This window comes from Pseudomonas sp. PvP100, from assembly GCF_017833055.1.
Lineage (GTDB): Bacteria > Pseudomonadota > Gammaproteobacteria > Pseudomonadales > Pseudomonadaceae > Aquipseudomonas > Aquipseudomonas syringae.
The window spans coordinates 2,033,655-2,057,164 of sequence record NZ_JAFIBO010000001.1; the positions used below are offsets into that span (position 1 = coordinate 2,033,655).

The window sequence follows — 23,510 nt, forward strand, 5'->3', positions numbered from 1 at the left end:
ACACCCATGAGCAATAACATCAAAGCCGTCCCGACCAACGACTACAACGCAGTTATCGCAACGGCCAGCAAGTACGTAGAAGGCTTGCGTACAGGCAGCGTTGCCACTATCGAGGAAGCATTCCACAAAGATGCAGTGATGTATGGTTTCACCAATGGTCAACTGCTGGGTGGACCGATCAGCAACCTGTACACCTTCGTCGAAACCAATGGTACCGCTCCAGACATAACGACGCGTCTGGACGTCCTTGCCATTACGCCCACCACGGCAGTGGTCCGGGTCGATATGGAAAAGGATGCCATTGGTGCGGACTACAACGACTACCTGACGCTGATCAAAATCGACGACAGCTGGAAAGTGATTGCCAAGGTCTACCATCAATTTGAAGGCTAACACGGCTGATTGCGCCGATAGTGCTGAGCGTCGGCGCACGACCCACCAGAGGAAGATTTCATGTCAAAAGTTTTTGTCATCGGCGCAGCCGGAAAGGTCGGCCAGCGCCTTCTGAAAAACCTTGGCGGCGGCGGTCATGAAGTGATCGCACTGCACCGAAAAGAAGAACAGTCGGCGGCAATCAAAGCGACTGGCGCCATACCATTGCTCGGCAACCTCACCGAGCTGGACGCTTCTCGTTTGTCCGCTGCGATGACAGGCAGCGATGTCGTGGTTTTCACCGCTGGGGCTGGCGGCGCAGGCATTGAGCTGACCAACGCCATTGATGGCAAGGGCCTGGAGACCGCTGTTGAGGCCGCTGTGCTTGCCGGGGTCAGTCGCTTTCTGCTGGTGTCGGCATTTCCTGAAGCTGCACGCGGTACAGACACCTCCGCTGGATTCGAGAATTACATGCGGGTGAAAAAACAAGCCGATGTGTATCTGGCCTCTTCCGCACTGGACTGGGTGATTCTAAGGCCAGGCACCCTGGTCGACAGCGCGGGTACCGGTGAGGTCAGCGCAGGTCCGGCTGTCGCGTATAGCGAAATACCGCGCGATGACGTAGCCGCTTTCCTGGCTGCACTGGTCGACCGAATCGAGATATCCCGGCAGATCATCGAACTGACCCAGGGCGCAACGCCTGTCTACGTGGCGTTACGCACGCTCAGCCGGCGCTGATGCTTGTCAGCAACGCCTACACCAACTCACTGTCCTTGATATTGGCAATCGGCCCGAGAATAGCTGGATCGAAGTCGCGGAGTGCCGCGCCCTGACGCAACAACTCTGGCAGGTCCGGATTGGCCAGCGCCCCCTTGCCCACCGCGATGATGTCCGCGCCTTCACGAAGCACCTGGTCGGCTTTTTGCGGATCGTGCAGGCCGCCATTGGCGATCAGCGTGACATCCGGCGCGTAGCGACTGGCCAGTTCGACCAGGCTGGCTTGACCCTGGGCAAACGCCGGCTGCCATGCTTCGTGTTCGGTCACATGGATGTAATCGACGCCGGCATCGGCCAGCGCAGCGAAAATGATTTCGGCATCGCGCTCGCCCCCCGCCCATTTGTGCTGAAAGTCGTTGACCTTGCCTTGTGAGAGACGCACGCCCACCGGTGCCTGCCCGGCGACTTTTTTCACTGCGGCGATGACCTCGAGCGTCAGTCGCAGACGCTGTCCGACCTCACCGCCCCATTGATCGGTGCGCTGATTGCTGTAGTCGGTCAAAAACTGATCGAGCAGGTAGCCGTTCGCACCATGTATCTCGACACCGTCGAAGCCTGCAGTGCCGATAGCCAGTTGCGCCGCGTGGGCGAACCCGTCAATGGCCTCGGCAATATCCTTGTCACTCATCGCCCGCGGAATCCGGTAGCTGCCCGCGCCGTAATAGAACGCCATCTGTTCGCCCTTGGGACGAATGGCCGAAGGACCCACCGACTCGCTGACGAAGCGATTAGCCTGACTGAGCGCACCGGCGTGCATGAGCTGCGCAATCATGACACTGCCATGGCGGTGCACAGCATCGGTCGTGGCACGCCAGGCCTGAGCTTGCTCGTCATCGGTGAGCCCGGGCTGGAAGCGGTAGCCTTGGGAAGAACTGCGATCGGTGTAGTTGCCCTCGGTGATGATCAGGCCAAAACCGCCCTTGGCGAACCGCTCGTAGTAGCGCGCCATGGTCTGCGTTGCACTGCCCTGCTCGTCCGCGCTCACACGTGTCATGGGCGCCACCGCAAACCTGTTCTTCAGTTTCAGATGACCTCTATCGAACGGAGCTGTAACGTGTTTGTTTGTCTCGCTCATACTTCAAATCCTCACTGTGCAGACCGGCTGCGAATTGCCCGCAGTCATTGACAGAACCTGCAGCAACGTTAAGGGCTGGCGCAGCCCATTGGAACCCGGCCGTGCAGATAAGGCGCTTTAACGAAAATGGATAGAATCCGTGCAAATATCTGATATAGAGGTGTTCGCCGCCATTGCCTCCAGCAGGAGCCTGTCGGAAGCGGCGCGTCGACTCGGGTTGTCGCCGATGGCAATCTCCAGACGTCTGGCTGCGCTGGAAAACGACCTGGGCGTCAGGCTGGTTCACCGCACCACCCGCTCGGTATCACTGACGCCGGAAGGCGAAGTGTTTCTGCCGCATGCCAAAACCATGCTCCACGCCAGCGAAACCGCCCGTGCAACGCTGAAAGCCGATGCGGGTACGGCCAATGGCGTATTGCGGGTCACTGCCCCCAGCGTGTTTGGTCAGACCGTCATCATGCCGCTGCTGCCTGCGTTGATGCAGGAGAACCCGGCACTGAGTATCGACCTGACGCTGTCGGACAGCATCGTGGACATCGCCGGGCTGGGCATCGATGTCGCCATTCGGATCGCCACGATACGTGACTCCGCGCTGGTGGCCAGATCGCTGGCGCCCAACCCCCGGGTCGTGTGTGCAAGCCCCGACTACCTGGCACGGCACGGCCAGCCATCAATCCTTGACGAACTTCGTCAACACCCGTGCATAACCTTGCATGCGATGCCTTACTGGCCGTTCATCAGAGAAGGCGAGCCGGTGGCCATTCGCGCTCAGGGGGCGTTCTCGGCCAACAGCGTCGAAGCGGTGCGCACGGCGTGCAAACAGGGCCTCGGGCTGGCGATGCTGACCTATTGGGATGTTCAGCAGGAAATCCGTGAAGGCAGCCTTCTGCAGATACACTTCGAGGACGTCATCCCCGAGCAGTTGTCTGTCACGGCGGTATTGCCAACCCGACAGCGCGTCCCTCACCGGGTACGCTTGTTCGTCGATCGCCTCGAAGCAGAGCTTGAGAGCAAGGCAGTTGCAGGCGGTGCCACGCTGTAGACAAACGAACCGGCCTCTCGCCGGTTCGCGCTCCATCCGCGGAAATCAGATCATAGCCATCAAGGCTTCCACCTTCCGCCTTCGACGATGACCGCATTGGGGTCTGTGCCCTCGGCCAGCTCTGGGCGTACATACTGATCATAGAGCTTGAGCAGGTATTTCTCTTCGCCCAGCCTGGCCAGTTCGGTGTTCACCCAGTCGCGCAGTTCGATATTGCCTTTTTTGACGGCAGGAGCGATTGGCGCTTCGTCACCGAGTTTCTGCTCCAGCACGCGATAGCCGGGGTTTTTCTTCGCCCAGCTGAACAGCACCAGATTGTCCTGCGCATAGGCATCACCGCGACCATTGGCCAGCGCTTGCAGCGACTCGGAGTTTTTCTCGAACTTCAGCACTTTCCAGTCAGGATGATTTTTCGTCAGCCAGAGATCAGCCGTGGTGCCGGTGGTGACGATGGTGGTCTTGCTCGCCAGATCGTCCAGCGTCTTGACCGGACTGGCTTGCGGCACCAGTGCCTGAACTGCAACACGCAGATTCGGGTTGGTGAAATCCACTGCCTCTCGACGTTCCGGCGTAACCGTCATGTTGGCCAGAATCAAATCTACCTTGTCGCTCTGCAGAAACGGTATGCGGCTGGCAGGTTCGACCACTACGAACTCGATCTTCTTCTCGTCGCCCAACAGGTCCTTGGCGAAACGCTTGCCCAGGTCAGTGTCGAAACCGACGTACTGGCCCTGCTCGTTGACGAAGCCAAAAGGCGGTTTATCGCTGAACACGCCGACAATCAGCTTGTCGCGAGCCTTGATGGTTTCCAGGTAACTGCTGGACGGTGAAGGGGCAGCCTTGGCCACGGGCTTCTGCTCGGCAGGCTTGTCGCAACCCGCCATCAGGGTGAAGGCAATCAACGGTAATACGAGGGCAGTTTTGAAGCTCACGATGCTTTCCTTTTTGGCATGTTTTCCACGTAGGAGAACCTCTCCAGGAACTGCTGCGCGCGTGCGGTCTGCGGGGCGCTGAAGAAAGTTTCGGGGTCGTTCTGTTCCGCGATCCGGCCGCGGTCCATGAACAGGATTCGGTCGGCCACCGCGCGCGCGAAGGCCATTTCGTGGGTGACGATGAGCATGGTCATCCCGCCCTGGGCGAGGTCGAGGATCACTTCCAGTACTTCCTTGACCATTTCCGGATCAAGGGCTGCGGTCACCTCATCGAACAGCATGACTTTGGGGTTCATGCACAGCGCACGCACGATAGCGATACGCTGCTGCTGGCCGCCGGACAGCTCGCGCGGATAGGCATCACGTTTTTCCGTCAGGCCCACCCGCTGCAGTAATGCCTCGGCCTGCTGACGAGCCTCGGCTGCACTACGTTTTTGCACGCGCAACGGGCCGAGCAGAATATTGTCGAGTACGGTCATGTGCGGAAACAGGTGATAGCTCTGAAAGACCATGCCGATTTGCTGCCTGACCAGCCGCCAGTCGGCGTTGGCGGGCAGCGCCTTGCCGGCAAAGCGCAGGCTGCCGGCATGACCGAGTTCGAGGCCGTTGAGGCAGCGCAGCAATGTGCTCTTGCCGCACCCGCTGGGGCCAAGAATCACCACGACTTCGCCCTCTTTCACGCTCAGGTCGATGTCTCGGAGCACCGGAGTGTCACCGAAGTTTTTGCTGAAACCGGACAGTTCGATCAATGTGCTCATGCGTGATTCCAGCGCCGTTCAAGCACACGCGAGGCGGCCGACAGCGGATAACAAACGATAAAAAAGAATAGAAACAGGAAGCCGTAGATCAGCACCGATTCGTACGTGCGCTCGATGATCTGCTGGCCGACCTTGGTCACGTCCACGACTCCGATCAGGACAGCTAGCGAGCTGGTCTTGATGAGCCGCGTATAGACATTGATCACCGGCGGCGTCAGCCGCTTGAGTGCCTGTGGCAACAGCACGCGACCATACAACTGGCCCAGACCAAGACCGATTGCCAAGCCTGCTTCGCGTTGCCCGCGTGGAATCGAACGCAGCCCGCCGCGCACTACCTCACCGACCTCGCTGGCCCCCCACAAAGAAAGCACCAGGACCGCGCACCAGAACGCCGGAATGCTCAGGCCAAGGAAAATCGGTAACCCAAAGAAGAACAAGTACAGCCAGACCAGTACCGGAATCGCCCGGAACAGCTCCAGATAGATCCGCAACGGCACCTCCAGCCAGCGTTTGCCAAGGCTGCGCAGCACGCCGTAACACAGGCCGCCAAGACTGCTGAAAACGATTGCCAACAGTGAAATCCCTAATGTGCGCCCTGCCCCCGTGATCAACTGCGGCGCAGACACCCACAACAACTCAAGACCCGAACTGGCCATGCTGGAGCCTCCTTTCCAGAAGACCGAGTAACAAAGACAACGGCAGGAACAGCAACACGCACAGGCCGGTCATCACCGCGAGCATCTCGTAGGTTTTGTAATACAGGGCAATGTAGCTTTTGGTGGTGTAGAGAATTTCCGGCACCGCGACAGCCGAGACCACGGTGGTTTCCTTGAGCAGAAAGACGAAATTGGCGAACAGTGCCGGCAGGCTGAGGATGCCCGCCTGCGGCAGAATCACGTGGCGCAGTAGCTGCCAGCGGGACAGTCCGATGGACAACCCCGACTCGATCTGAGCCTTGGGCACGGCCTCTATGCCAGCGCGCAGAATCTCGGTCAGGTAAGCACCGCCGAGAAAGGTCATCGCAATCACTGCCGACGCGAAACCCGACACGCGAATCCCCAGCGTCGGCAAGGCAAAATAGATGAAAAACAATTGAATCAGCAATGGCGTGTTACGCGCCAATTCGACGTACACCGGCACCAGACGATGCAGGACCGGCACCTTGAACGTGGCAATCGCAGCGTTAACGACCGCTACAGTAAGCGAGGTCAGGATTGCAATCAGCCCCACCTGAAGGGTGACACCAACGGCTTTGAGGAAGGCAGGCAAGGTGGAAATGGCAAATGCGTAATCGAAGGTCATTGCTGGCCATCCACATCGAGGTACATGTACAGAAAACACATCAGGCGGGGCCTTGAACTTATGTATTGATATATAGCTTAACCTTCTGTTTTTTATAAATTTAATATCTTTTTAGAATAAGCATAGAGCGCGAAAAATCACACACGCCTGAATTGTCATCTGACTGCGTCAGAAAAGTCTGAATACAGCTGGAAGCACTTCCTGCTTCCTATGCAATGACCTATCCAGAGCGGATGGGCTGCACGGTGACAAAGACAGAAAGCCCCTCAAATCGAGGGCTTTTTCGTTTTCGCCAACGTTGTTCGGTGCCCGAAACAGCAAGCATCTGAAAAAATACTAATTAAGCATAATAAACCATCTTATAAATCATAAAATCCTATATTAGCTTAGAAGAAAAAAGACTTTTACAGCGTCCCCCTCATAAGAATACGGTCTTAAGAAATCAGTGCTGAAGCACTGTGCTCGACTTGAAGAGGACCTTCCATGCGCCGTACACCGCCTTCGACTTTCTCAAATGGATTCGCGACCCGGAGCACAGTCCGATGACTGGGCGCCCTTTCCTCTCGCGCCTGCTGTTCGCCGCCGTCACAGCCATTACCCTGCTCGGCTGCTCACCTTCCGGCCAGGACGGCCAGGCAGCCAAAACCCTCAAGGTGGCGTTCTTCAGAGACAACACCACGCTGGTCAGCCTTGACCCTTTTCAGGTTTACTGGCTGGAGCATCGGGTGGTGCTGCGCAATATTGCAGAGTCCCTGACCGATCAGGATCCACAGACCGGCAAGATCATTCCCTGGCTGGCGGAGCGCTGGGAAATCAGTGACAACGCGCTGGAGTACACCTTTCACTTGCGCAAGGACGTGACCTTCAGCAACGGCACACGTTTCGACGCTCAAGCGGTGAAGACGGCCTACGACGCGGACAAGTCGTTCGCCGCACAATTGCCAGCCACCTTCGGCGCCACTTACCTCAAAGGTTACGACCACGCAGAGGTGCTGGACGACTTCACCATCAAACTGGTGCTGGCCCAACCCAATGCAGGCTTTCTGCAAGCCACCTCCACCACCAATCTCGCCATTCTTGCTCCAGAGTCCTACGCGCTCAGCGTCAAGCAGCGCTCGCTAGGTGCAATCATCGGCACCGGGCCATTCGTGCTGGAGCGCTACACCCCTGAAAGTGGTTTGCGCCTGACCAAACGCAAGGGCTATGCCTGGCCATCGGCCAATGCGCAGAACAAGGGCGAGGCGCATCTGGACGCGGTCGAGGTCAGCTACGTGCCGGAAGAAAGCGTACGTAACGGCCAGTTCGTTCAGGGGCAGGTCGATATTCTCTGGCCGCGCAATCCGTTCTCCGAGGTGGACCTCAGCCTGTTCAAGTCCAGGGGCGCGACCATTCAGAGCCGGTCGCTGCCAGGACCGGCCCTGAACCTGTATCCCAATACCCGCGGCAATCGCATCCTCGCCGATCGAAGCGTGCGTCTGGCGTTGCAAAAGGCAATCGACCGCAAGACCTACGCAGCCACCGTTTATAACCCGCAATTCCCGGTGGTCTCCGGCATCTACGACGTCACCACGCCGTTTTATAAAAGCCAGGCCGACAAACTGGCCTACGACCCTCAAGGTGCAGAGCGCCTGCTCGACGCTGCGGGCTGGCAGAAAAACGCCGACGGCTATCGTTATAAAGAAGGCAAGCGACTGAAGCTGGCCTACAACCTTTCCCCCGCTGAAACCGCTGGTGATGTGCTGATTCAGGATCAACTGCGCAAGGTGGGTATCGAGCTCAAGCTCAACGTGGTGACCACCGCCGAATGGGCTGCGGCCAACGCGGCAGGCAACTATGACCTGACGTCCACCTACATGACCCGCGCCGACCCGATCATCCTGCAGACCATCATCGACCCGCGCAGCGCCAACAGTTCGACACTGGCGACCAACCTTTACGCGCCGGAAACATTGCCCAAAGCCCTTGCGCTGTTCGACGCCGGGCTGACCGCCACGCAAAGCGAACAGCGCGCCCGGGCTTATGGCGAGTTGCAGGACCTGCTGGTCGACGAAGGCTCGGCGTTCCCGGTCTACGAGCGGGTCTGGCAAGCCGCCACAGCGAAAAACGTACGCAATTTCCACTGGACGGCGGAAGGCTTTGCGCTGTTCAACGACATCGAGCTGGCAACGCCATGAGCCGCTATATCCTCAGTCGCATCGCGCAAGCACTGCTGGTACTTTGGGGGGCCTACAGCGTCACCTATTTCATTCTGTACCTGCTGCCCGGCGACACCCTGTCGATCATGCTCAGCGCCTCGGGTGTCGAAATCGACTCACTTTCAGCGCAGGACCTCGCTCAGGCCAAGCTCTATTACGGGCTGGACCGGGGCATATTCGAGCAATACGTCGATTTGCTGTGGGGAGCCATGCACGGTGACTTCGGCAACTCGCTGACGCTCAATCGCCCGGTGTCGGAGTTGCTGATCGAACGCCTGCCTCAAACCCTGAGCCTCGCGGGGCTTGCCATTGTTCTGTCACTGATCGGCGGGATCGGTCTGGCGTATCTCACAGCCTACGTACGCTGGCAGCCCTTGAAAGTCGCCTTGTCACGACTGCCGTCGCTGGGCTTCTCGGTGCCGGTCTTCTGGATGGGCCTGCTGTTCATTCAACTGTTCGCGTTCACTCTTGGCTGGTTCCCGGCGACCGGCAATCAGGGTTTCTCAAGCCTGATATTGCCAGCCGTCACGCTGGCGATCCCTAGCGCCGCGGTGTACGCCCAGGTCCTGCAACGCGGCTTTCAGGGCGTCTGGAAAGAGCCCTACATCATCACCGCTTATGCCAAGGGCCTGACCCGCGCGCAGGTTCAAGCCCGCCATGCGTTCAAGAACGCTGCCCTGCCGCTGCTGACACTGATCGGCCTGCAGGTTGGCAACACAGTGTCCGGCGCGGTGCTGGTGGAGACCATTTTTGCCCGCTCCGGGGTCGGTCGACTTGCCCAGGAAGCCGTACTGCGTCAGGACATCCCGGTGGTACTGGCCATCGTTGCGGTCTCCGCAGCTGCGTTCGTCGTGGTCAATCTGATCGTTGACCTGCTGTATCCCGCGCTGGATCCGCGCATCGCCCATATGCCAAAGGTCTCCTGAAGACATGACTATCTTCGACAACCGCCTTGCGCGCCTGGCTCGCCTGGTTGCTTCCGGTGAAACCATTCCAGTTAAAACCGCACCTGCAGCGCTGTGGCGACGGCGCAGCAGCCTGAGCCGGATCGCGGAAGCCGCGCGCCCCCTGTTGCGGCGCCCGGGTTTTCTGCTGGCAGTGGCAATCGTCGCCTTTGCGCTGCTGGCCGCGCTGGCACCCCATCTCCTGAGCAGCTACGCACCTTATGCCACCTCGCCTGCCGACAAGCTCACCGCCCCCAATGCTGCGCACTGGTTTGGCACCGACGAGCTGGGCCGTGATCTTTATACCCGCGTGGTGCACGGCTCCAGCCTCTCGGTACAGGCCGCACTGCTGGCGGTTGGCATCGCCATGGCCGGCGGCTTGAGTCTGGGGGTGATTTCCGGTTTCGCAGGCGGGCGCATCGATGCGGTGATCATGCGCCTGATCGATGTATTGCTGGCCCTGCCCGGCTTGCTACTGGCGCTGGCGATTGTCACAGCCATCGGGTTCGGCACCCTTCCGGTAGCCATAGCAGTAGGCGTAGGGATCATTCCCGGTTTCGCTCGCACCACCCGCGCAGAAGTGCTGCGGGTCAAGACGTTGCCCTACGTGGAAGCTGCACGTCTGGGCGGCGCGAGCTGGACCCGTACCCTGCTGCGACACATTCTGCCCAACGCCTGGGGCCCGGTGGCGGTGCTGGCCACACTGGACTTCGGCGCGGCGATTCTGGCGACGGCCGGGCTGAGCTTCCTCGGCTTTGGTGCTGAACCGCCAGCCGCCGAATGGGGCACGCTGATCGCCAACGGTCGGCACTTTCTGATGACTGCGCCTTGGGTTTCGCTACTGCCTGGCTTGTTCGTGGTCGCTATCGTGTTCAGCTTTAACCACATCGCACGCACTCTGGAAGAGATTCAACGATGACCGACACCCCGCAACTGATCGACATCCGACACCTGGGCGTTGCCTATCGTTTCGACGGGCAGGTCAATCAGGCCGTGCGCAACGTTTCGTTTCAGGTCGCCAAGGGCGAAACCGTGGCGATTGTCGGCGAGTCGGGTTCCGGCAAGTCGACGATGGCCAACGCAATCCTCGGCCTGCTACCGGATAACGCAACCATCACCAGTGGCGAACTGCAGATTGATGGTCACGATCTGAGCCATGCGTCCGAGCGCGAGAAACGTCGGATTCGCGGCAGCGTGATCGGCTTGGTGCCGCAGGACCCGATGGTCAGCCTGAACCCGACTCTGCGCATCGGTCGGCAAATTGCCGAAGCACTGCTGCAGGCGCATGGCGGGCGTTATCCGACAGTCGATGCCGATGTGCTGGAACTGCTGCAGCAAGTCGGCCTGGACAAGCCCTTGTTACGCGCTCGTCAGTACCCGCACGAACTGTCCGGCGGCATGCGCCAGCGCGTGTTGATTGCCATCGCCCTGGCAGGCAATCCGCGCCTGATCATCGCCGACGAGCCCACCAGCGCTCTGGACGTGACGGTACAACGCAAGATCCTCGATCATCTGCAACGTCTGGTGGCCGAGCGTGGCATCTCCTTGCTGATCATTACCCATGACCTCGGTGTGGCGGCCGACCGCGCTGACCGGGTGCTGGTCATGAACAACGGCGAGCTGGTCGAACATGGCACACCCGAGCAGATTCTCGTCAACCCAGGCCATGCCTACACCCGAGCACTGATCGCCGCCGCTCCAGCATTCGGCCAGCGCAAAAGCCCGGTCGCTCCACGCCGGGTCCTGGCCAATGACACACCATTGCTGAACCTGAGCAACATCAGCAAGACCTACCGTCTGCCCTACGTAAAAGGCGAAGAGGCAGAGTTTCAGGCGTTGCAGGATGTCAGTTTCAAGGTCTTTCCCGGTCAGACACTGGCCATCGTCGGCGAGTCCGGTTCTGGCAAAAGCACTGCACTGCGCATTGCGTTGGGCCTGGAGAAGCCCACCCACGGACGAGTTTTACTGGACGACCAGGATGTCACCGACCTGGGCTGGCGCGAATTCAGACCACTGCGACGGCGTATCCAACTGGTGCAGCAAAATCCGTTCGCGGCCCTTGACCCACGCTTCACGTTATTCGAAAGCATCGTCGAACCCCTGGTCTCGTTCGGCCTGCTCAAAGGCCGCGAACTGGAGCAGGCCGCACGCCGGTTGATAGAGCGAGTGCAGTTGCCCGTGGCCTATCTGGACCGCCTGCCGCGCGAGCTTTCCGGTGGCCAGCGTCAGCGGGTTGCCATTGCCAGAGCGCTGGCCCTGCAGCCCGATCTGCTGCTGCTCGATGAGCCGGTCTCGGCACTGGACGTGTCGGTGCAGGCGCAGATCCTCGACCTGCTGGTCGAGCTGCAAGCCGAATCGGGCATCGCCTACGTGCTGGTCTCTCACGACCTTGCAGTGGTCGCCAGCGTTGCCCACCAGGTACTGGTGCTCAAGCATGGCAAGACCGTCGAGCAGGGTCTGGCCGAGGAAGTTTTTGCCAGACCTGAAGCGGCCTACACCCAGGAGTTGATTGCCGCGATACCTGGCCGGCGTCTGGAGTTGCAAACAGGGACGCACTGACAAATACCTGGTCTTGCATCAATAGGTCGCACGACGCTTGGCATCCATAACGGCGGCGACTGCGTATATGCATATTCCTTATCGATATTTAAATTATTTTTTTAATAGCTATAGAGTTGCGTCTTATGCACTAAACGTTGCCGAAGCAGGATGCAGGCAAGACCAAGCTACCTTGCGCTTGCGCACCTGACCCGCATGTTCAGGCCGCATCAGCAAGAAGCCCTATTCCCCTACTTCGAGCACCCGCAATGAAAGGCATCACCCCCCTGTCGTTCCCAGCCCTGATGGGTTCAGCGCTGCTGCTGAATGCCGTCATTTCATTCCCTGCCCTGGCCGGACTGCTGGAAAAAGGTCGCACTGACGGCCTGACCGCTGGTATCGCCAATGAACAGCCCTATGCCTACATCGGCACCGACGGCAAAGCCACCGGGGCCAATGTCGAGATATTGCGGGCGATTCTAGAACCGCTGGGCATCAAGCAGATCGAGACGCCTATCACTGACTTCGGTTCGCTGGTGCCGGGTCTGGCAGCCGGTCGTTTCGACTTGATCGGTGCAGGCCTGTTCATCAATCCGAATCGCTGCAAGGTCATCGCGTTCTCCAACCCGGTGACACGATCCGGCGGTGCGTTCATTGTCAAAACCGGTAACCCGCTGAACCTGCACAGCCTCAAGGACGTCGCCGGCAACACCAAGGTGCGCCTGGCCACGCAACCTGGCAGCAATCAGGTTCAGGAAGCCAAAGACAGCGGTATCGCCAACGGCAACGTGGTGTTGTTCGACAAGGACACCGAGGCATTGGCCGCCTTGCAGGCGGGTCGCGTGGACGTGGTTTATTTCCCGGACGCCGAAGTCATCAGTCTGATCAAGAAAGCCAACAGCGCGGACATCGAACGCGCCTTGCCTTTCGAGCAGATCCCGGACGCCAGTGGCAAACCGGGCTGGAATTACCATGCCTATGGCCTGCCAAAAAATGATCCGGCGTTTGAACAGGCTTTTAACGAACAACTGGCCAAACTCCGGGCGTCGGGCGAGCTGCTGAAAATCCTGCAGAAGTACGGCTACACCGAAAATGAACTGGCTGACCCGGCCATCACCGCAGTCCAACGCTGCAACCCATGACCTGCCCCGCCCCGCAAGGGCGCGCAGTAAACGGCCCTGACCCACACGAGTACGGCCATGCCTGTTGATGCTGCAACACTGGAAACCGCAGGTTTCATCGCCAGACAACTGGCCCACGGTGCCTGGATCACCCTGCAGATCACCGTGCTTGCCGAACTGCTGGTGCTGGTGCTCTCGTTTGTAATCGCCCTGATGCGCCTGTCGCCCTTCCGGGCGTTACGCTGGTTCGCCACGGTGTATGTCGAGGTGCTGCGTGGCATCTCGGCATTGGTGCTGCTGTTTTATCTGTTCTTCATTCTGCCGCTGTTCGGCATCCGCCTGTCCCCCATGACCACCGGCGTGCTGGGGCTGGGCCTGACGTTTTCGGCGTATGGCGCGGAAATCATTCGCTCGGCACTGATCAACGTCAGCCAGGGTCAACGTGACGCTGTGCGTGCGCTGGACTTCGGGCCGATAAGCGCATTTCGGCGAATCATTCTGCCGCAGGCCCTGCCGTTCATGATCCCGCCGATGGGCAATCAGTTGGTCGAGCTGCTGAAAACCACGTCGCTGGTCTCGCTCATCACCCTCACCGACCTGACCTTTACCGGCAGTCAATTGATCACCACGCTGGGCCAGCAAACGCTGATCTGGAGCATCGTGCTGGTGTGCTATTTCGTGATGGCCTGGCCATTGAGCTGGCTGGTCAAGCGTTATGAGCAGCACGCCACCGCGTGGCGCACGGCCAGGGGATGAACGATGGAGTTTGATATCGCATTCGCCTGGTCGATTCTGCCGGAGCTGTTTCAGGGCTTGCTGGTGACCGTACAGGTCGTGGTGCTGGGGTTCCTGCTCGCGGTGTTGCTCGGTCTGATCCTGGCCCTGACACTGCGCTCGCAGATAACCATCGTGCATCGCCTGAGCAAAGGCTACCTGAGCTTTTTCCGTAATACGCCGTTGATGGTCCAGTTGTATGTGCTGTTCTTCGCGCTGCCGCTGGCGGGCATCACCTTCCCGGCGATCACCACCGGTGTGATAGGTCTTGGCTGCTATTACGCGGCCTATATTGCCGAAGCGTATCGCGGTGCCATTGACGACATCCCGGCCGGACAGTGGGAAGCCGCACGCGCCCTTGACTTCAATCGTGGCGACACCTGGCGGCGCATCATCCTGCCGCAGGCGTTGAAACCCATGCTGCCGGTGCTCGGTAATTACCTGATCGGTATGTTCAAGGAAACGCCACTTCTGGCGGTGATTACTATTCCTGAACTGTTTCAGGCTGCCAAGCAGATCGCTGGCATGACCTATCGTTACAACGAACCGTACACGGTGATGGCGCTGATGTTTCTGGCAATCAGTGTGCCGACCTCGTTGCTGTTCAAATACCTGGAAAGGCGCAGCCATGTCTGATCTCGCACACACCGCAATTCCGTCCGTCACCATTGCGCAGATACAGCTGAAACACGTGGTCAAGGACTTCGGCCGCAACCGGATCATCGACCATCTGGACCTGAGCATTCCTCAAGGTCAGAAAGTCGCCTTGATCGGCCCCAGTGGCTCGGGCAAATCAACGGTATTGCGCCTTATCAAGGGCCTGGAAAACTACCAGCAAGGCAGCATAGAAGTCGCAGGCGAAACAGTGCCCGCGCGCGCATCCGGATGGCGCTGGCCTGGCGCACGCAAGGCTCCGGTGGAGCATCGGGTAGGCATGGTGTTCCAGCAGTTCAACCTGTTCCCGCACCTCACCGTGCAGGAAAATGTCACCGAAGCGCCGTTACGGGTGCTCAGACTGACTCGTGAAGAGGCCCTTGCGCGCGCGCATCAATACCTCGGACTGGTCGGGCTTGCTCACAAGGCCGATGCCTATCCGAGCCAGCTTTCCGGTGGTCAGCAACAACGCGTAGCGATTGCCAGAGCGCTGGCCATGCGTCCGCAGGTCATGTTGTTCGATGAAGTCACGTCGGCGCTCGACCCCGAGCTGGTCGGCGAGGTACTGGCGGTGATTCGCTCGATTGCCCACGAATTTCAGATGACCATGCTACTGGTGACCCACGAGATGAAATTCGCTCAGGACATCGCTGACCGGGTGCTGTTCATGGAGGGAGGCCGCATCGTGGCGGACGGCACCCCGAGCGAAATTCTGCTGAATCCGCAAAACGAACGGACTCGAAGATTTCTGCAGCGGGTGGAGCAGCGCTGATTGCCAGCGCCGCTCTTCTTGCATTGTGAGACGTTTGAACGTCGCGACTTTTTGAAAGTGGCGACCATCAGATCCGGAAGCGCGCAACCATGTCCTGCAGGTTGCTGCCCAGGCGCGCCAGTTCCACGGTAGACGCCGCGCTTTGCTCGGTAGCCGTGGCAGACTGGTCGGCAATATCGCGTACGCTGATGACACTGCGATTGATTTCGTCGGTAACGGCGCTCTGCTCTTCAGCGGCAGCAGAGATCTGTTGACTCATCTGTTCGATGGTCACGATCGAATGAGTGATTTCAAGCAGCGATTCTTCGGCCTGGCGCGCCAGCGCCACGGTGCCTTCAGTACGTTGACGGCTGGCATTCATCAGCTCCGATGCCGCGCCAGTGCCATCCTGCAAGGACTTTATCAGCGCCTCGATTTCAGTCGTGGATGACTGTGTACGCTGAGCCAGCGAACGCACCTCATCGGCCACCACGGCAAAGCCACGGCCCTGCTCACCTGCGCGTGCAGCTTCGATCGCGGCATTGAGGGCCAGCAGGTTGGTTTGTTCTGCCACCGCCTTGATCACATCGATGACACCGCCAATCTTGTCACTGTCCTGAATCAGGCGCTGCATGGCCTCGCCCAGTTGCCCCACTTCACCGGCAAGCTGGCTGATTTCACGCGTGGCGTGTTGCACCACGCTGCTGCCATGGGCTGCACGATCACTGGCCTGTCTGGCGGCCTGCGATGCATCTTCAGTGTTCTGCGCCACTTCCTGAACGGTGGAAGCCATCTGGTTCATGGCGGTCGCCACCTGGTCGACTTCCAGTTTCTGCTGAGTGACACCCGCACTGGTCTGCTCGCTGACGGCTGAAAGCTCCTCGGCCGCCGTGGCAATTTGTGTCACGCCATTGCTGATACCGCCAATCAGGGTCCGCAGCGATACGGTCATGTGTTGCATGGTGTTTTGCAGCAGGCCCAGTTCATCCTGGCGAGTGGTACTGAGGTCGTTGGTCAGATCGCCGTCGGCAATCCGACGCGCCGCGATCACTGTCGAATCGAGCGGACGGGTGATCTGACGGGTAATCAGGATCGCCGCGAAGATGCCCAGCAGCAATACGATCACCGCCACGGTGAGCAGCTGGGTTACTGCACTGTCTTTTTCTTTATTGGCACTGACAACCTGACCCGCCATCAGCTTTTCCGCACTGGTGACGATGTCCATTGACTGCTGGCGAAGGCTGTCGCGAATCTGATCGTTCTGTTGCATCAGTTGCGAGATGGAGACCATCAACGACTTGTACTGTTGCAGCGCCGCGAGCGCCTCATCCACCGCCGGGCCGGCCTTGTTAGGCAGTTGATTGCGCGCGCTGCCCACCTGAGCGATCAGCGAATCGGCAGCGTCGAAAGTAATCTGCCTGTTTTCAGCAGTCGGGATACTGATATAACGGCGAAACACCAGGCGAAAGTTGGTCATGCCATTGCGCAGGTCGCCGGCAATCTTCACTTGATCGATACCGCTCTGGTCCAGCGAGCGGGAAACGTCGTCAAAGGTCTTTTGCAGCAGTGTTTCGAAACTTCCGCTGACCTGTTCGGAAATGGTGATCAGCGGCTGCATGGCCTGATCAATTTGCCGATTGTTATCGACCAACTGGCTGAACGTTTGCTTCAAGACACCCGCCTGGTCGCGAATCCCTCTGAGCATATCGGCGTTGACCGGAACGGTCAGAATCTTCAGGCCGTCCTCGATGGTCTTGCCCAGGTTGTCCAGAGCCGACGTATAGCCCTGCGAATTGCTCGCGTCAGGCTTGGCGGTGTAGGTCTGCGCAGCGATCCTGAGGCTCAGCGCATCGGCCTTCACCTCGGAAACCTTGGCTGCCTTACCCAGCCGTTCGATCAGCAGGTTGGTGCTGAGGTAACCGATCGCGGTGACCGTCAGCACGCCCAGCAGTATCAGACCGAAGCCTACACTCAGCTTTTTGCTGACCTTCAAATTGTCCAGCCATGTCGACTTCATCAAATCTTTCCTCGGGATTTATCGTGATACCCAAGGATCGACTGTTCGCGGAACAACTTAATAGCCGCGGCGATTGCAAAGATTTATCGAAGAGATAGCAATATGACATGAGCTTTTTTGGCACTCTGTCAGGCCAGCACTTGCAGCCCCGAATACCTGGCCAAAGTCCGCCTTCAGGGTCACTCGCTCAGGGAGTTTCACAGACCTATAGCTACTCATCATTGTCGGTGATAGTAACCTTCGGTTTATTCGATTCGTTAATAACACCCCGTGCGCAACAGAATCCGCCCCATTCTTCACTATTGGCGGAACTTCCCATGCACCAGACAATCAGCCATCTGCGCTACCCTCTCACCGCCCTCGCCTTGATCGTCATCAGTGCTTGCGGCCGTGCGCCGGAAGCCACCAGTGCGCCTGGCGCAGCCAAGGTCAGTGTGGCCAAGGTACTGGAGCAGCCAGTCAACGAGTGGGATGAATTCACCGGTCGTCTCGAAGCACCTGAAACCGTCGAAGTGCGCCCGAGGGTTGCCGGTCAGATCGATCAGGTAGCCTTCACCGACGGCGCGCTGGTCAAGAAAGGCGACCTGCTGTTCCAGATCGATCCGCGCCCTTTCCAGTCGGAAGTCCGCCGTCTCGAAGCCCAGTTGCAACAGGCCCGCGCAGTCGCTTCGCGCAGTGACAGCGAAGCCCAGCGTGGTGAGCGTCTGCGCAGCAACAATGCGATTTCCGCCGAGCTGGCCGAATCGCGGACCACTTCGGCGCAGGAAGCCAAGGCCGGTGTCGCGGCCATTCAGGCGCAACTGGACCTGGCTCGACTGAACCTCAGTTTCACCCGTGTCACCGCACCGATTTCAGGTCGCGTGAGCCGTGCCGAAATCACCGCTGGCAACATTGTCACCGCCGATGTCACCGCCCTGACCAGCGTGGTCTCCACCGACAAGGTCTACGCCTACTTCGACGCGGACGAACGCGTGTTCCTCAAGTACACCGAGCTGGCCCGCAAAGGCCAGCGCGGTCAGACCACGCCGGTGTACCTGGGGCTGTCCAACGAACCTGGCAACCCGCACCTGGGCCAGATGAACTTTGTCGACAACCAGGTCAACCCGAGGACCGGCACCATTCGTGGCCGCGCCGTGTTCGATAACGCCGACGGTGCGTTTACCCCCGGTCTATATGCGCGCCTGAAACTGGTGGGCAGCGGCACTTACTCGGCCGTGCTGATCAACGACGAAGCGGTGGGCACCGACTTGGGCAAGAAGTTCGTGCTGGTCATGGACAAGGACAACAAGCCCGCCTACCGGGCTGTCGAGCTGGGGCCGAAAATCGAAGGCCTGCGCATTGTGCGCAATGGTCTGGCCAAGGATGACACCATCGTCGTCAAAGGCTTGCAGCGCGTTCGTCCCGGCCAGCCTGTGGACCCTGAAGTCACTCCGATGGCCAGCGCCGACACCCTCGCCGCACTGCTCAAACAACGCCAGGCCCTCGAAGCCAGCAACCTGCCACAAGTGGCGCCCAAAGCGGCCGTCAAAATCGCCAGCGCTGCCGCGCCGCGCGGCTAAGGGACTCGTCCGATGAACTTCTCCAAATTCTTTATTTCACGGCCGATCTTCGCCGCAGTGCTGTCGCTGTTGATCCTGATCGCCGGTGCCATCTCGCTGTTCCAGCTACCGATCAGTGAATATCCGGAAGTCGTGCCGCCAACCGTGGTGGTACGCGCTAACTTCCCCGGCGCCAACCCTAAGGTGATCGGCGAAACCGTGGCCTCGCCACTGGAACAGGCGATTACCGGTGTCGAAGGCATGCTCTACATGTCCTCGCAGGCCACCGCCGATGGCAAGCTGACCCTCACCATCACCTTCGCACTGGGGACCGACCTGGACAACGCGCAGGTGCAGGTGCAGAACCGCGTGACCCGCAGCGAGCCGAAGCTGCCTGAAGAAGTGACACGCATCGGCATCACTGTGGACAAGGCCTCCCCCGACCTGACCATGGTCGTGCACTTGACCTCACCGGACAAACGCTACGACATGCTGTACCTGTCCAACTACGCCGTGCTCAACATCAAGGATGAGCTGGCGCGACTGGGCGGCGTCGGTGACGTGCAATTGTTCGGCATGGGCGATTATTCGCTGCGGGTCTGGCTCGATCCGAACAAGACCGCCTCACGCAACCTGACCGCCACTGACGTGGTCAATGCGATTCGCGAACAGAACCGTCAGGTCGCCGCTGGCCAGCTGGGTTCTCCGCCCTCCCCGAATGCCACCAGCTTTCAGATGTCGATCAACACTCAGGGCCGCCTGGTCAGTGAGGAAGAGTTCGAAAACGTGGTCGTGCGAGCCGGTGCCGACGGTGAAATCACTCGCCTCAAGGACATTGCACGCATCGAACTGGGCTCCAGCCAGTACGCGCTGCGCTCGTTGCTCAATAATCAGCCTGCGGTAGCGATCCCGATCTTCCAGCGTCCCGGCTCCAACGCCATCGACATCTCCAACGATGTACGCGCACGGATGGCCGAGCTCAAGAAAAGCTTCCCGGAAGGCATGGACTACAGCATCGTCTATGACCCGACGATCTTCGTCCGCGGCTCCATCGAGGCAGTGATTCACACGCTGTTCGAAGCACTGATCCTGGTGGTGCTGGTGGTGATCCTGTTCCTGCAGACCTGGCGCGCATCGATCATCCCGTTGGTGGCCGTACCGGTCTCGCTGATCGGCACCTTTGCGGTCATGCATATGTTCGGTTTCTCGCTGAACGCGCTGTCGTTGTTCGGCCTGGTGCTGGCGATCGGTATCGTGGTCGACGATGCCATCGTGGTGGTGGAGAACGTCGAGCGTAACATCGAGCTGGGCCTGGAGCCGGTCGCCGCCACGCACAAGGCCATGGCCGAAGTCACGGGGCCGATCATTGCGACGGCGCTGGTGCTGTGCGCTGTGTTCGTGCCTGCGGCATTCATTTCCGGGCTCAGCGGACAGTTCTATAAGCAGTTCGCGCTGACCATTGCCATTTCGACGGTCATTTCCGCCTTCAACTCGCTGACCCTGTCGCCTGCACTGGCCGCGGTATTGCTCAAAGGTCATGACGCGCCCAAGGATCGCTTCTCACGCTTCCTCGACAGAATGCTCGGCAGCTGGCTGTTCCGCCCGTTCAACCGCTTTTTCGAGAAAGCCAGCCATGGCTATGTCGGTACGGTTGCCAGGGTTATTCGCAGCAGCGGCATTGCCTTGCTGGTCTATGCGGGCCTGATGGTTTTGACCTGGATGGGTTTCGCCAGCACACCGACCGGTTTCGTCCCTAGCCAGGACAAGCAATACCTGGTTGCATTTGCCCAACTGCCGGACGCCGCGAGCCTGGACCGTACCGAAGATGTCATCAAACGCATGTCGGAGCTGGCCCTCAAGCAGCCTGGCGTGCAAGACGCCATTGCCTTCCCGGGTCTGTCGATCAACGGCTTCACCAACAGCCCGAATAACGGCGTGGTGTTCGTGACCCTCAAGCCGTTCGACGAGCGCAAAGACCCGAGCCTCTCGGCCAATGCAATTGCCGGCGCGCTGAACGGTCAGTTTGCCTCGATTCAGGAAGCCTACATGGCGATCTTCCCGCCACCACCGGTACAAGGCCTGGGCACCATCGGCGGCTTCCGCCTGCAAATCGAGGACCGTGGCAACCTCGGCTATGACGAGCTGTACAAGGAAACCCAGAACATCATCGCCAAAAGCCGCAGCGTGCCGGAACTGGCCGGGCTGTTTACCAGCTACACGGTGAACGTGCCGCAAGTCGATGCTGCGATTGACCGCGAGAAAGCCAAGACCCACGGCGTTGCAGTCAGTGATATTTTCGACACGCTGCAGGTGTATCTGGGTTCGCTGTATGCCAACGACTTCAACCGGTTTGGCCGCACCTATCAGGTCAATGTCCAGGCTGAGCAGCAGTTCCGTCAGGATGCCGACCAGATCGGTCAGCTCAAGGTACGCAATAACCTGGGCGAGATGATCCCGCTGGCAACCTTCGTCAAGGTCAGCGACACCGCCGGCCCCGACCGCGTCATGCACTACAACGGCTTCATCACTGCTGAAATCAACGGTGCAGCGGCACCGGGTTACAGCTCTGGCCAGGCTCAGGCAGCGGTCGAGAAACTGCTTCGCGAGGAACTGCCGACCGGCATGATCTACGAATGGACCGACCTGACCTATCAGCAGATCCTTTCGGGCAATACCGCGCTGTTCGTGTTCCCGCTCTGTGTGCTGCTGGCGTTTCTGGTACTGGCAGCCCAATACGAAAGCTGGAGCCTGCCGCTGGCGGTGATCCTGATCGTACCGATGACCCTGCTCTCGGCGATTGCCGGGGTGATGATCGCCGGCAGCGACAACAACATCTTCACTCAGATCGGCCTGATCGTACTGGTAGGCCTGGCGTGCAAGAACGCGATTCTGATCGTCGAGTTCGCCAAGGACAAACAGGCTGAAGGGATGAGCCCGCTGGATGCGGTACTGGAGGCATGCCGCCTGCGTCTACGGCCGATCCTGATGACCTCGTTCGCCTTCATCATGGGGGTCGTGCCTCTGGTGCTGTCCAGCGGTGCGGGTGCCGAGATGCGCCATGCGATGGGTGTCGCAGTGTTCTCCGGGATGCTGGGTGTCACGTTCTTCGGCCTGCTGCTGACGCCGGTGTTCTACGTGCTTATCCGTAATTACGTCGAACGCCAAGAGGCCCGCAAGGCCGCCAGGGTAAACAGCCAGCAAAACCTGCCTGCGGAGATGCATTGATGAGCGCGTACAAAGTCTTCATCCCGAGCCTGCTGGTCATGGCACTGGCGGCCTGCGCCGTGGGCCCCGACTACCGGGCACCGGTTACGGCGCCAGCGAAACTGGCGTCCGCCGCCCAGGGCAGCTATGACCGCAGCAAAGTGGACAGAGCCTGGTGGCAGCAGTTCGAGGACCCGACCCTCAATAAACTGGTAGCCAGGTCACTGGACGGCAACCGCGATCTGCGCGTCGCCTTCGCCCGGCTCAAGTCGGCGCGAGCCATTCGCGATGACGTCGCCAACGATGTGATGCCAGTGGTGACCAGCCGCGCCAGCAGTGACATCGGCAAGGGTCAGCAACCCGGCATCACCGAGCGCCGAGTCAACAGCGAGCGCTACGACCTGGGCCTGGACATGGCCTGGGAAGTGGACTTGTTCGGGCGCATCCAGCGCCAGCTGGAAGCCAGCGACGCCGATCAGGAAGCTGCAGAGGCCAACCTCTATCAGCTTCAGGTCACCCTGATTGCCGAGGTGGTCGACGCCTACGGCCAACTGCGCGGCGCACAGCTACGAGAAGCCATTGCCCGCGACAACCTGAAAAATCAGCAGAGTTCTCAGGACGTGACCACGCAACTGCGGGATGCGGGTGTGGGCAATGAGCTGGATGTGGTGCGTGCAGAGGCACGACTGGCCGCTGTCGAAGCGACCGTTCCGCAGTTGCAGGCCGAGCAGGCTCGCCAACGCAACCGTATCGCCACGTTATTGGGTGAGCGTCCGGAAAACCTCAGCGTCGACTTGAGCCCTAGCAAACTGCCGGCCATCGCCAAGGCCTTGCCGATTGGCGACCCTACGCAAGTGTTGCGCAATCGGCCGGACATCCGTGCAGCCGAGCGACAACTCGCTGCATCGACCGCACGTATCGGCGTTGCGACTGCCGATCTGTTCCCAAGGGTCAGCCTGAGCGGTTTTCTGGGCTTTACCGCCGGACGCGGCTCGCAGATCGGTTCGTCAGCGGCCAGAGCCTGGTCGCTGGGCCCGAGCATCACCTGGGCAGCCTTCGATCTGGGCAGTGTCCGGGCGCAGATTCGCAGTGCCGACGCTGACGCCGAGGGCGCACTGGCCAACTATGAGCAGCAAGTACTGCTCGCCTTGGAAGAGTCGGAGAACGCGTTCAGCGATTACGACAAACGCCAGCAGCGGCTGGTCTCGCTGATGCGCCAAAGCGATGCGAGTCGCTCGGCGGCCAGACTGGCCTCGGTGCAGTATCGCGAAGGCACGGCGGACTTCCTGGTCCTGCTGGATGCCGAGCGCGAGCGTCTGGCGGCCGAGGACGCTCAGGCGCAGGCAGAAATCGAGCTGTACCGCGGCATTGTGGCTATCTACAAGGCACTGGGTGGTGGCTGGCAGCCTCAGGCCTGAACCTGAAAAGCCGGTAAACCCGCCCCGCGTCCGATCAGGCCGCGGGGCTTTTTTTGCCTGAAACCCGGCTGCATCATGATTGCCGTTTGACAGCTGCC

The 23,510-nt window shown here is 59.7% G+C and carries 20 protein-coding genes; 14 read left to right on the forward strand and 6 right to left on the reverse strand.

The window, feature by feature from the left end:
* Nucleotides 1-6 precede the first annotated feature (6 nt).
* On the forward strand, nt 7-393 hold the full coding sequence (locus JOE39_RS08470) for a nuclear transport factor 2 family protein (RefSeq protein ID WP_004404979.1): 387 nt from the start codon (nt 7-9) through the stop codon (nt 391-393).
* A gap of 60 nt (nt 394-453) precedes the next feature.
* On the forward strand, nt 454-1,110 hold the full coding sequence (locus tag JOE39_RS08475; protein ID WP_210077470.1) for an NAD(P)H-binding protein: 657 nt from the start codon (nt 454-456) through the stop codon (nt 1,108-1,110).
* A 16-nt stretch (nt 1,111-1,126) separates the two neighbouring features.
* Here the strand turns inward: JOE39_RS08475 and JOE39_RS08480 are convergent, their stop codons facing one another.
* Nucleotides 1,127-2,224, reverse strand: a complete 1,098-nt coding sequence (locus JOE39_RS08480) for an NADH:flavin oxidoreductase (RefSeq protein ID WP_210077468.1) — start codon at nt 2,222-2,224, stop codon at nt 1,127-1,129.
* A 139-nt stretch (nt 2,225-2,363) separates the two neighbouring features.
* Between JOE39_RS08480 and JOE39_RS08485 the strand changes: the two genes are divergently transcribed.
* Nucleotides 2,364-3,266, forward strand: coding sequence for a LysR family transcriptional regulator (locus tag JOE39_RS08485; protein ID WP_017278569.1), 903 nt, complete (start codon nt 2,364-2,366; stop codon nt 3,264-3,266).
* 59 nt (nt 3,267-3,325) lie between these two features.
* Here JOE39_RS08485 and JOE39_RS08490 read toward each other — a convergent pair whose 3' ends face one another.
* The 4 genes from JOE39_RS08490 to JOE39_RS08505 are packed head-to-tail and all read right to left on the reverse strand — an operon-like array spanning nt 3,326 to nt 6,258.
* Complete coding sequence (locus JOE39_RS08490) at nt 3,326-4,150, reverse strand: transporter substrate-binding domain-containing protein (RefSeq protein WP_050511508.1); 825 nt, start codon at nt 4,148-4,150, stop codon at nt 3,326-3,328.
* A 44-nt stretch (nt 4,151-4,194) separates the two neighbouring features.
* The gene (locus JOE39_RS08495; RefSeq protein ID WP_003349498.1) at nt 4,195-4,956 is read right to left on the reverse strand and encodes an amino acid ABC transporter ATP-binding protein; all 762 of its coding nucleotides are present in this window, start codon (nt 4,954-4,956) and stop codon (nt 4,195-4,197) included.
* Nucleotides 4,953-5,612: an amino acid ABC transporter permease gene (locus tag JOE39_RS08500; protein WP_003318929.1), complete on the reverse strand. Its 660-nt coding sequence runs from the start codon at nt 5,610-5,612 to the stop codon at nt 4,953-4,955. The genes JOE39_RS08495 and JOE39_RS08500 overlap by 4 nt, the downstream gene beginning before the upstream one ends.
* A complete protein-coding gene (locus tag JOE39_RS08505; protein WP_003318930.1) occupies nt 5,593-6,258 on the reverse strand; it encodes an amino acid ABC transporter permease in 666 nt (221 codons plus the stop codon). The genes JOE39_RS08500 and JOE39_RS08505 overlap by 20 nt, the downstream gene beginning before the upstream one ends.
* Nucleotides 6,259-6,800: 542 nt before the next feature.
* On the opposite strand from JOE39_RS08505, the gene JOE39_RS08510 reads away from it, so the two are divergent.
* The 8 genes from JOE39_RS08510 (at nt 6,801) to JOE39_RS08545 (ending at nt 15,256) form a co-directional block, all read left to right on the forward strand.
* Nucleotides 6,801-8,432: an ABC transporter substrate-binding protein gene (locus JOE39_RS08510; RefSeq protein WP_096134192.1), complete on the forward strand. Its 1,632-nt coding sequence runs from the start codon at nt 6,801-6,803 to the stop codon at nt 8,430-8,432.
* Nucleotides 8,429-9,379 carry an ABC transporter permease gene (locus JOE39_RS08515; RefSeq protein WP_198702205.1) on the forward strand — a complete coding sequence of 317 codons (951 nt, stop codon included), beginning with the start codon at nt 8,429-8,431 and terminating at the stop codon, nt 9,377-9,379. The genes JOE39_RS08510 and JOE39_RS08515 overlap by 4 nt, the downstream gene beginning before the upstream one ends.
* Nucleotides 9,380-9,383: 4 nt before the next feature.
* The gene (locus JOE39_RS08520) at nt 9,384-10,316 is read left to right on the forward strand and encodes an ABC transporter permease (protein ID WP_065088827.1); all 933 of its coding nucleotides are present in this window, start codon (nt 9,384-9,386) and stop codon (nt 10,314-10,316) included.
* Entirely contained in the window at nt 10,313-11,956 is a 1,644-nt protein-coding gene (locus JOE39_RS08525; RefSeq protein ID WP_065088828.1) for an ABC transporter ATP-binding protein, read from the forward strand. Before JOE39_RS08520 ends, JOE39_RS08525 begins: the two co-directional genes overlap by 4 nt.
* Nucleotides 11,957-12,204: 248 nt before the next feature.
* Entirely contained in the window at nt 12,205-13,077 is an 873-nt protein-coding gene (ehuB, locus tag JOE39_RS08530; RefSeq protein WP_003383636.1) for an ectoine/hydroxyectoine ABC transporter substrate-binding protein EhuB, read from the forward strand.
* A 57-nt stretch (nt 13,078-13,134) separates the two neighbouring features.
* A complete protein-coding gene (gene ehuC, locus JOE39_RS08535) occupies nt 13,135-13,812 on the forward strand; it encodes an ectoine/hydroxyectoine ABC transporter permease subunit EhuC (RefSeq protein WP_003383635.1) in 678 nt (225 codons plus the stop codon).
* A gap of 3 nt (nt 13,813-13,815) precedes the next feature.
* Nucleotides 13,816-14,466 (forward strand): ectoine/hydroxyectoine ABC transporter permease subunit EhuD, encoded by a 651-nt coding sequence (gene ehuD / locus JOE39_RS08540; protein WP_003422880.1) that lies wholly within the window; start codon nt 13,816-13,818, stop codon nt 14,464-14,466.
* Nucleotides 14,459-15,256, forward strand: a complete 798-nt coding sequence (locus JOE39_RS08545; RefSeq protein ID WP_010408945.1) for an amino acid ABC transporter ATP-binding protein — start codon at nt 14,459-14,461, stop codon at nt 15,254-15,256. Before ehuD ends, JOE39_RS08545 begins: the two co-directional genes overlap by 8 nt.
* Nucleotides 15,257-15,323: 67 nt before the next feature.
* Here the strand turns inward: JOE39_RS08545 and JOE39_RS08550 are convergent, their stop codons facing one another.
* A complete protein-coding gene (locus JOE39_RS08550) occupies nt 15,324-17,252 on the reverse strand; it encodes a methyl-accepting chemotaxis protein (protein WP_011268122.1) in 1,929 nt (642 codons plus the stop codon).
* 317 nt (nt 17,253-17,569) lie between these two features.
* On the opposite strand from JOE39_RS08550, the gene mexE reads away from it, so the two are divergent.
* Genes mexE through JOE39_RS08565 form a run of 3 tightly spaced genes read left to right on the forward strand, consistent with a single transcriptional unit; the run spans nt 17,570 to nt 23,412 of the window.
* The gene (gene mexE, locus JOE39_RS08555; protein WP_024665044.1) at nt 17,570-18,811 is read left to right on the forward strand and encodes a multidrug efflux RND transporter periplasmic adaptor subunit MexE; all 1,242 of its coding nucleotides are present in this window, start codon (nt 17,570-17,572) and stop codon (nt 18,809-18,811) included.
* Between the two features lie 12 nt (nt 18,812-18,823).
* A complete protein-coding gene (locus JOE39_RS08560) occupies nt 18,824-22,015 on the forward strand; it encodes an efflux RND transporter permease subunit (RefSeq protein ID WP_024665043.1) in 3,192 nt (1,063 codons plus the stop codon).
* The gene (locus tag JOE39_RS08565) at nt 22,015-23,412 is read left to right on the forward strand and encodes a TolC family protein (protein ID WP_161420955.1); all 1,398 of its coding nucleotides are present in this window, start codon (nt 22,015-22,017) and stop codon (nt 23,410-23,412) included. The genes JOE39_RS08560 and JOE39_RS08565 overlap by 1 nt, the downstream gene beginning before the upstream one ends.
* The last annotated feature ends 98 nt before the right edge of the window (nt 23,413-23,510 follow it).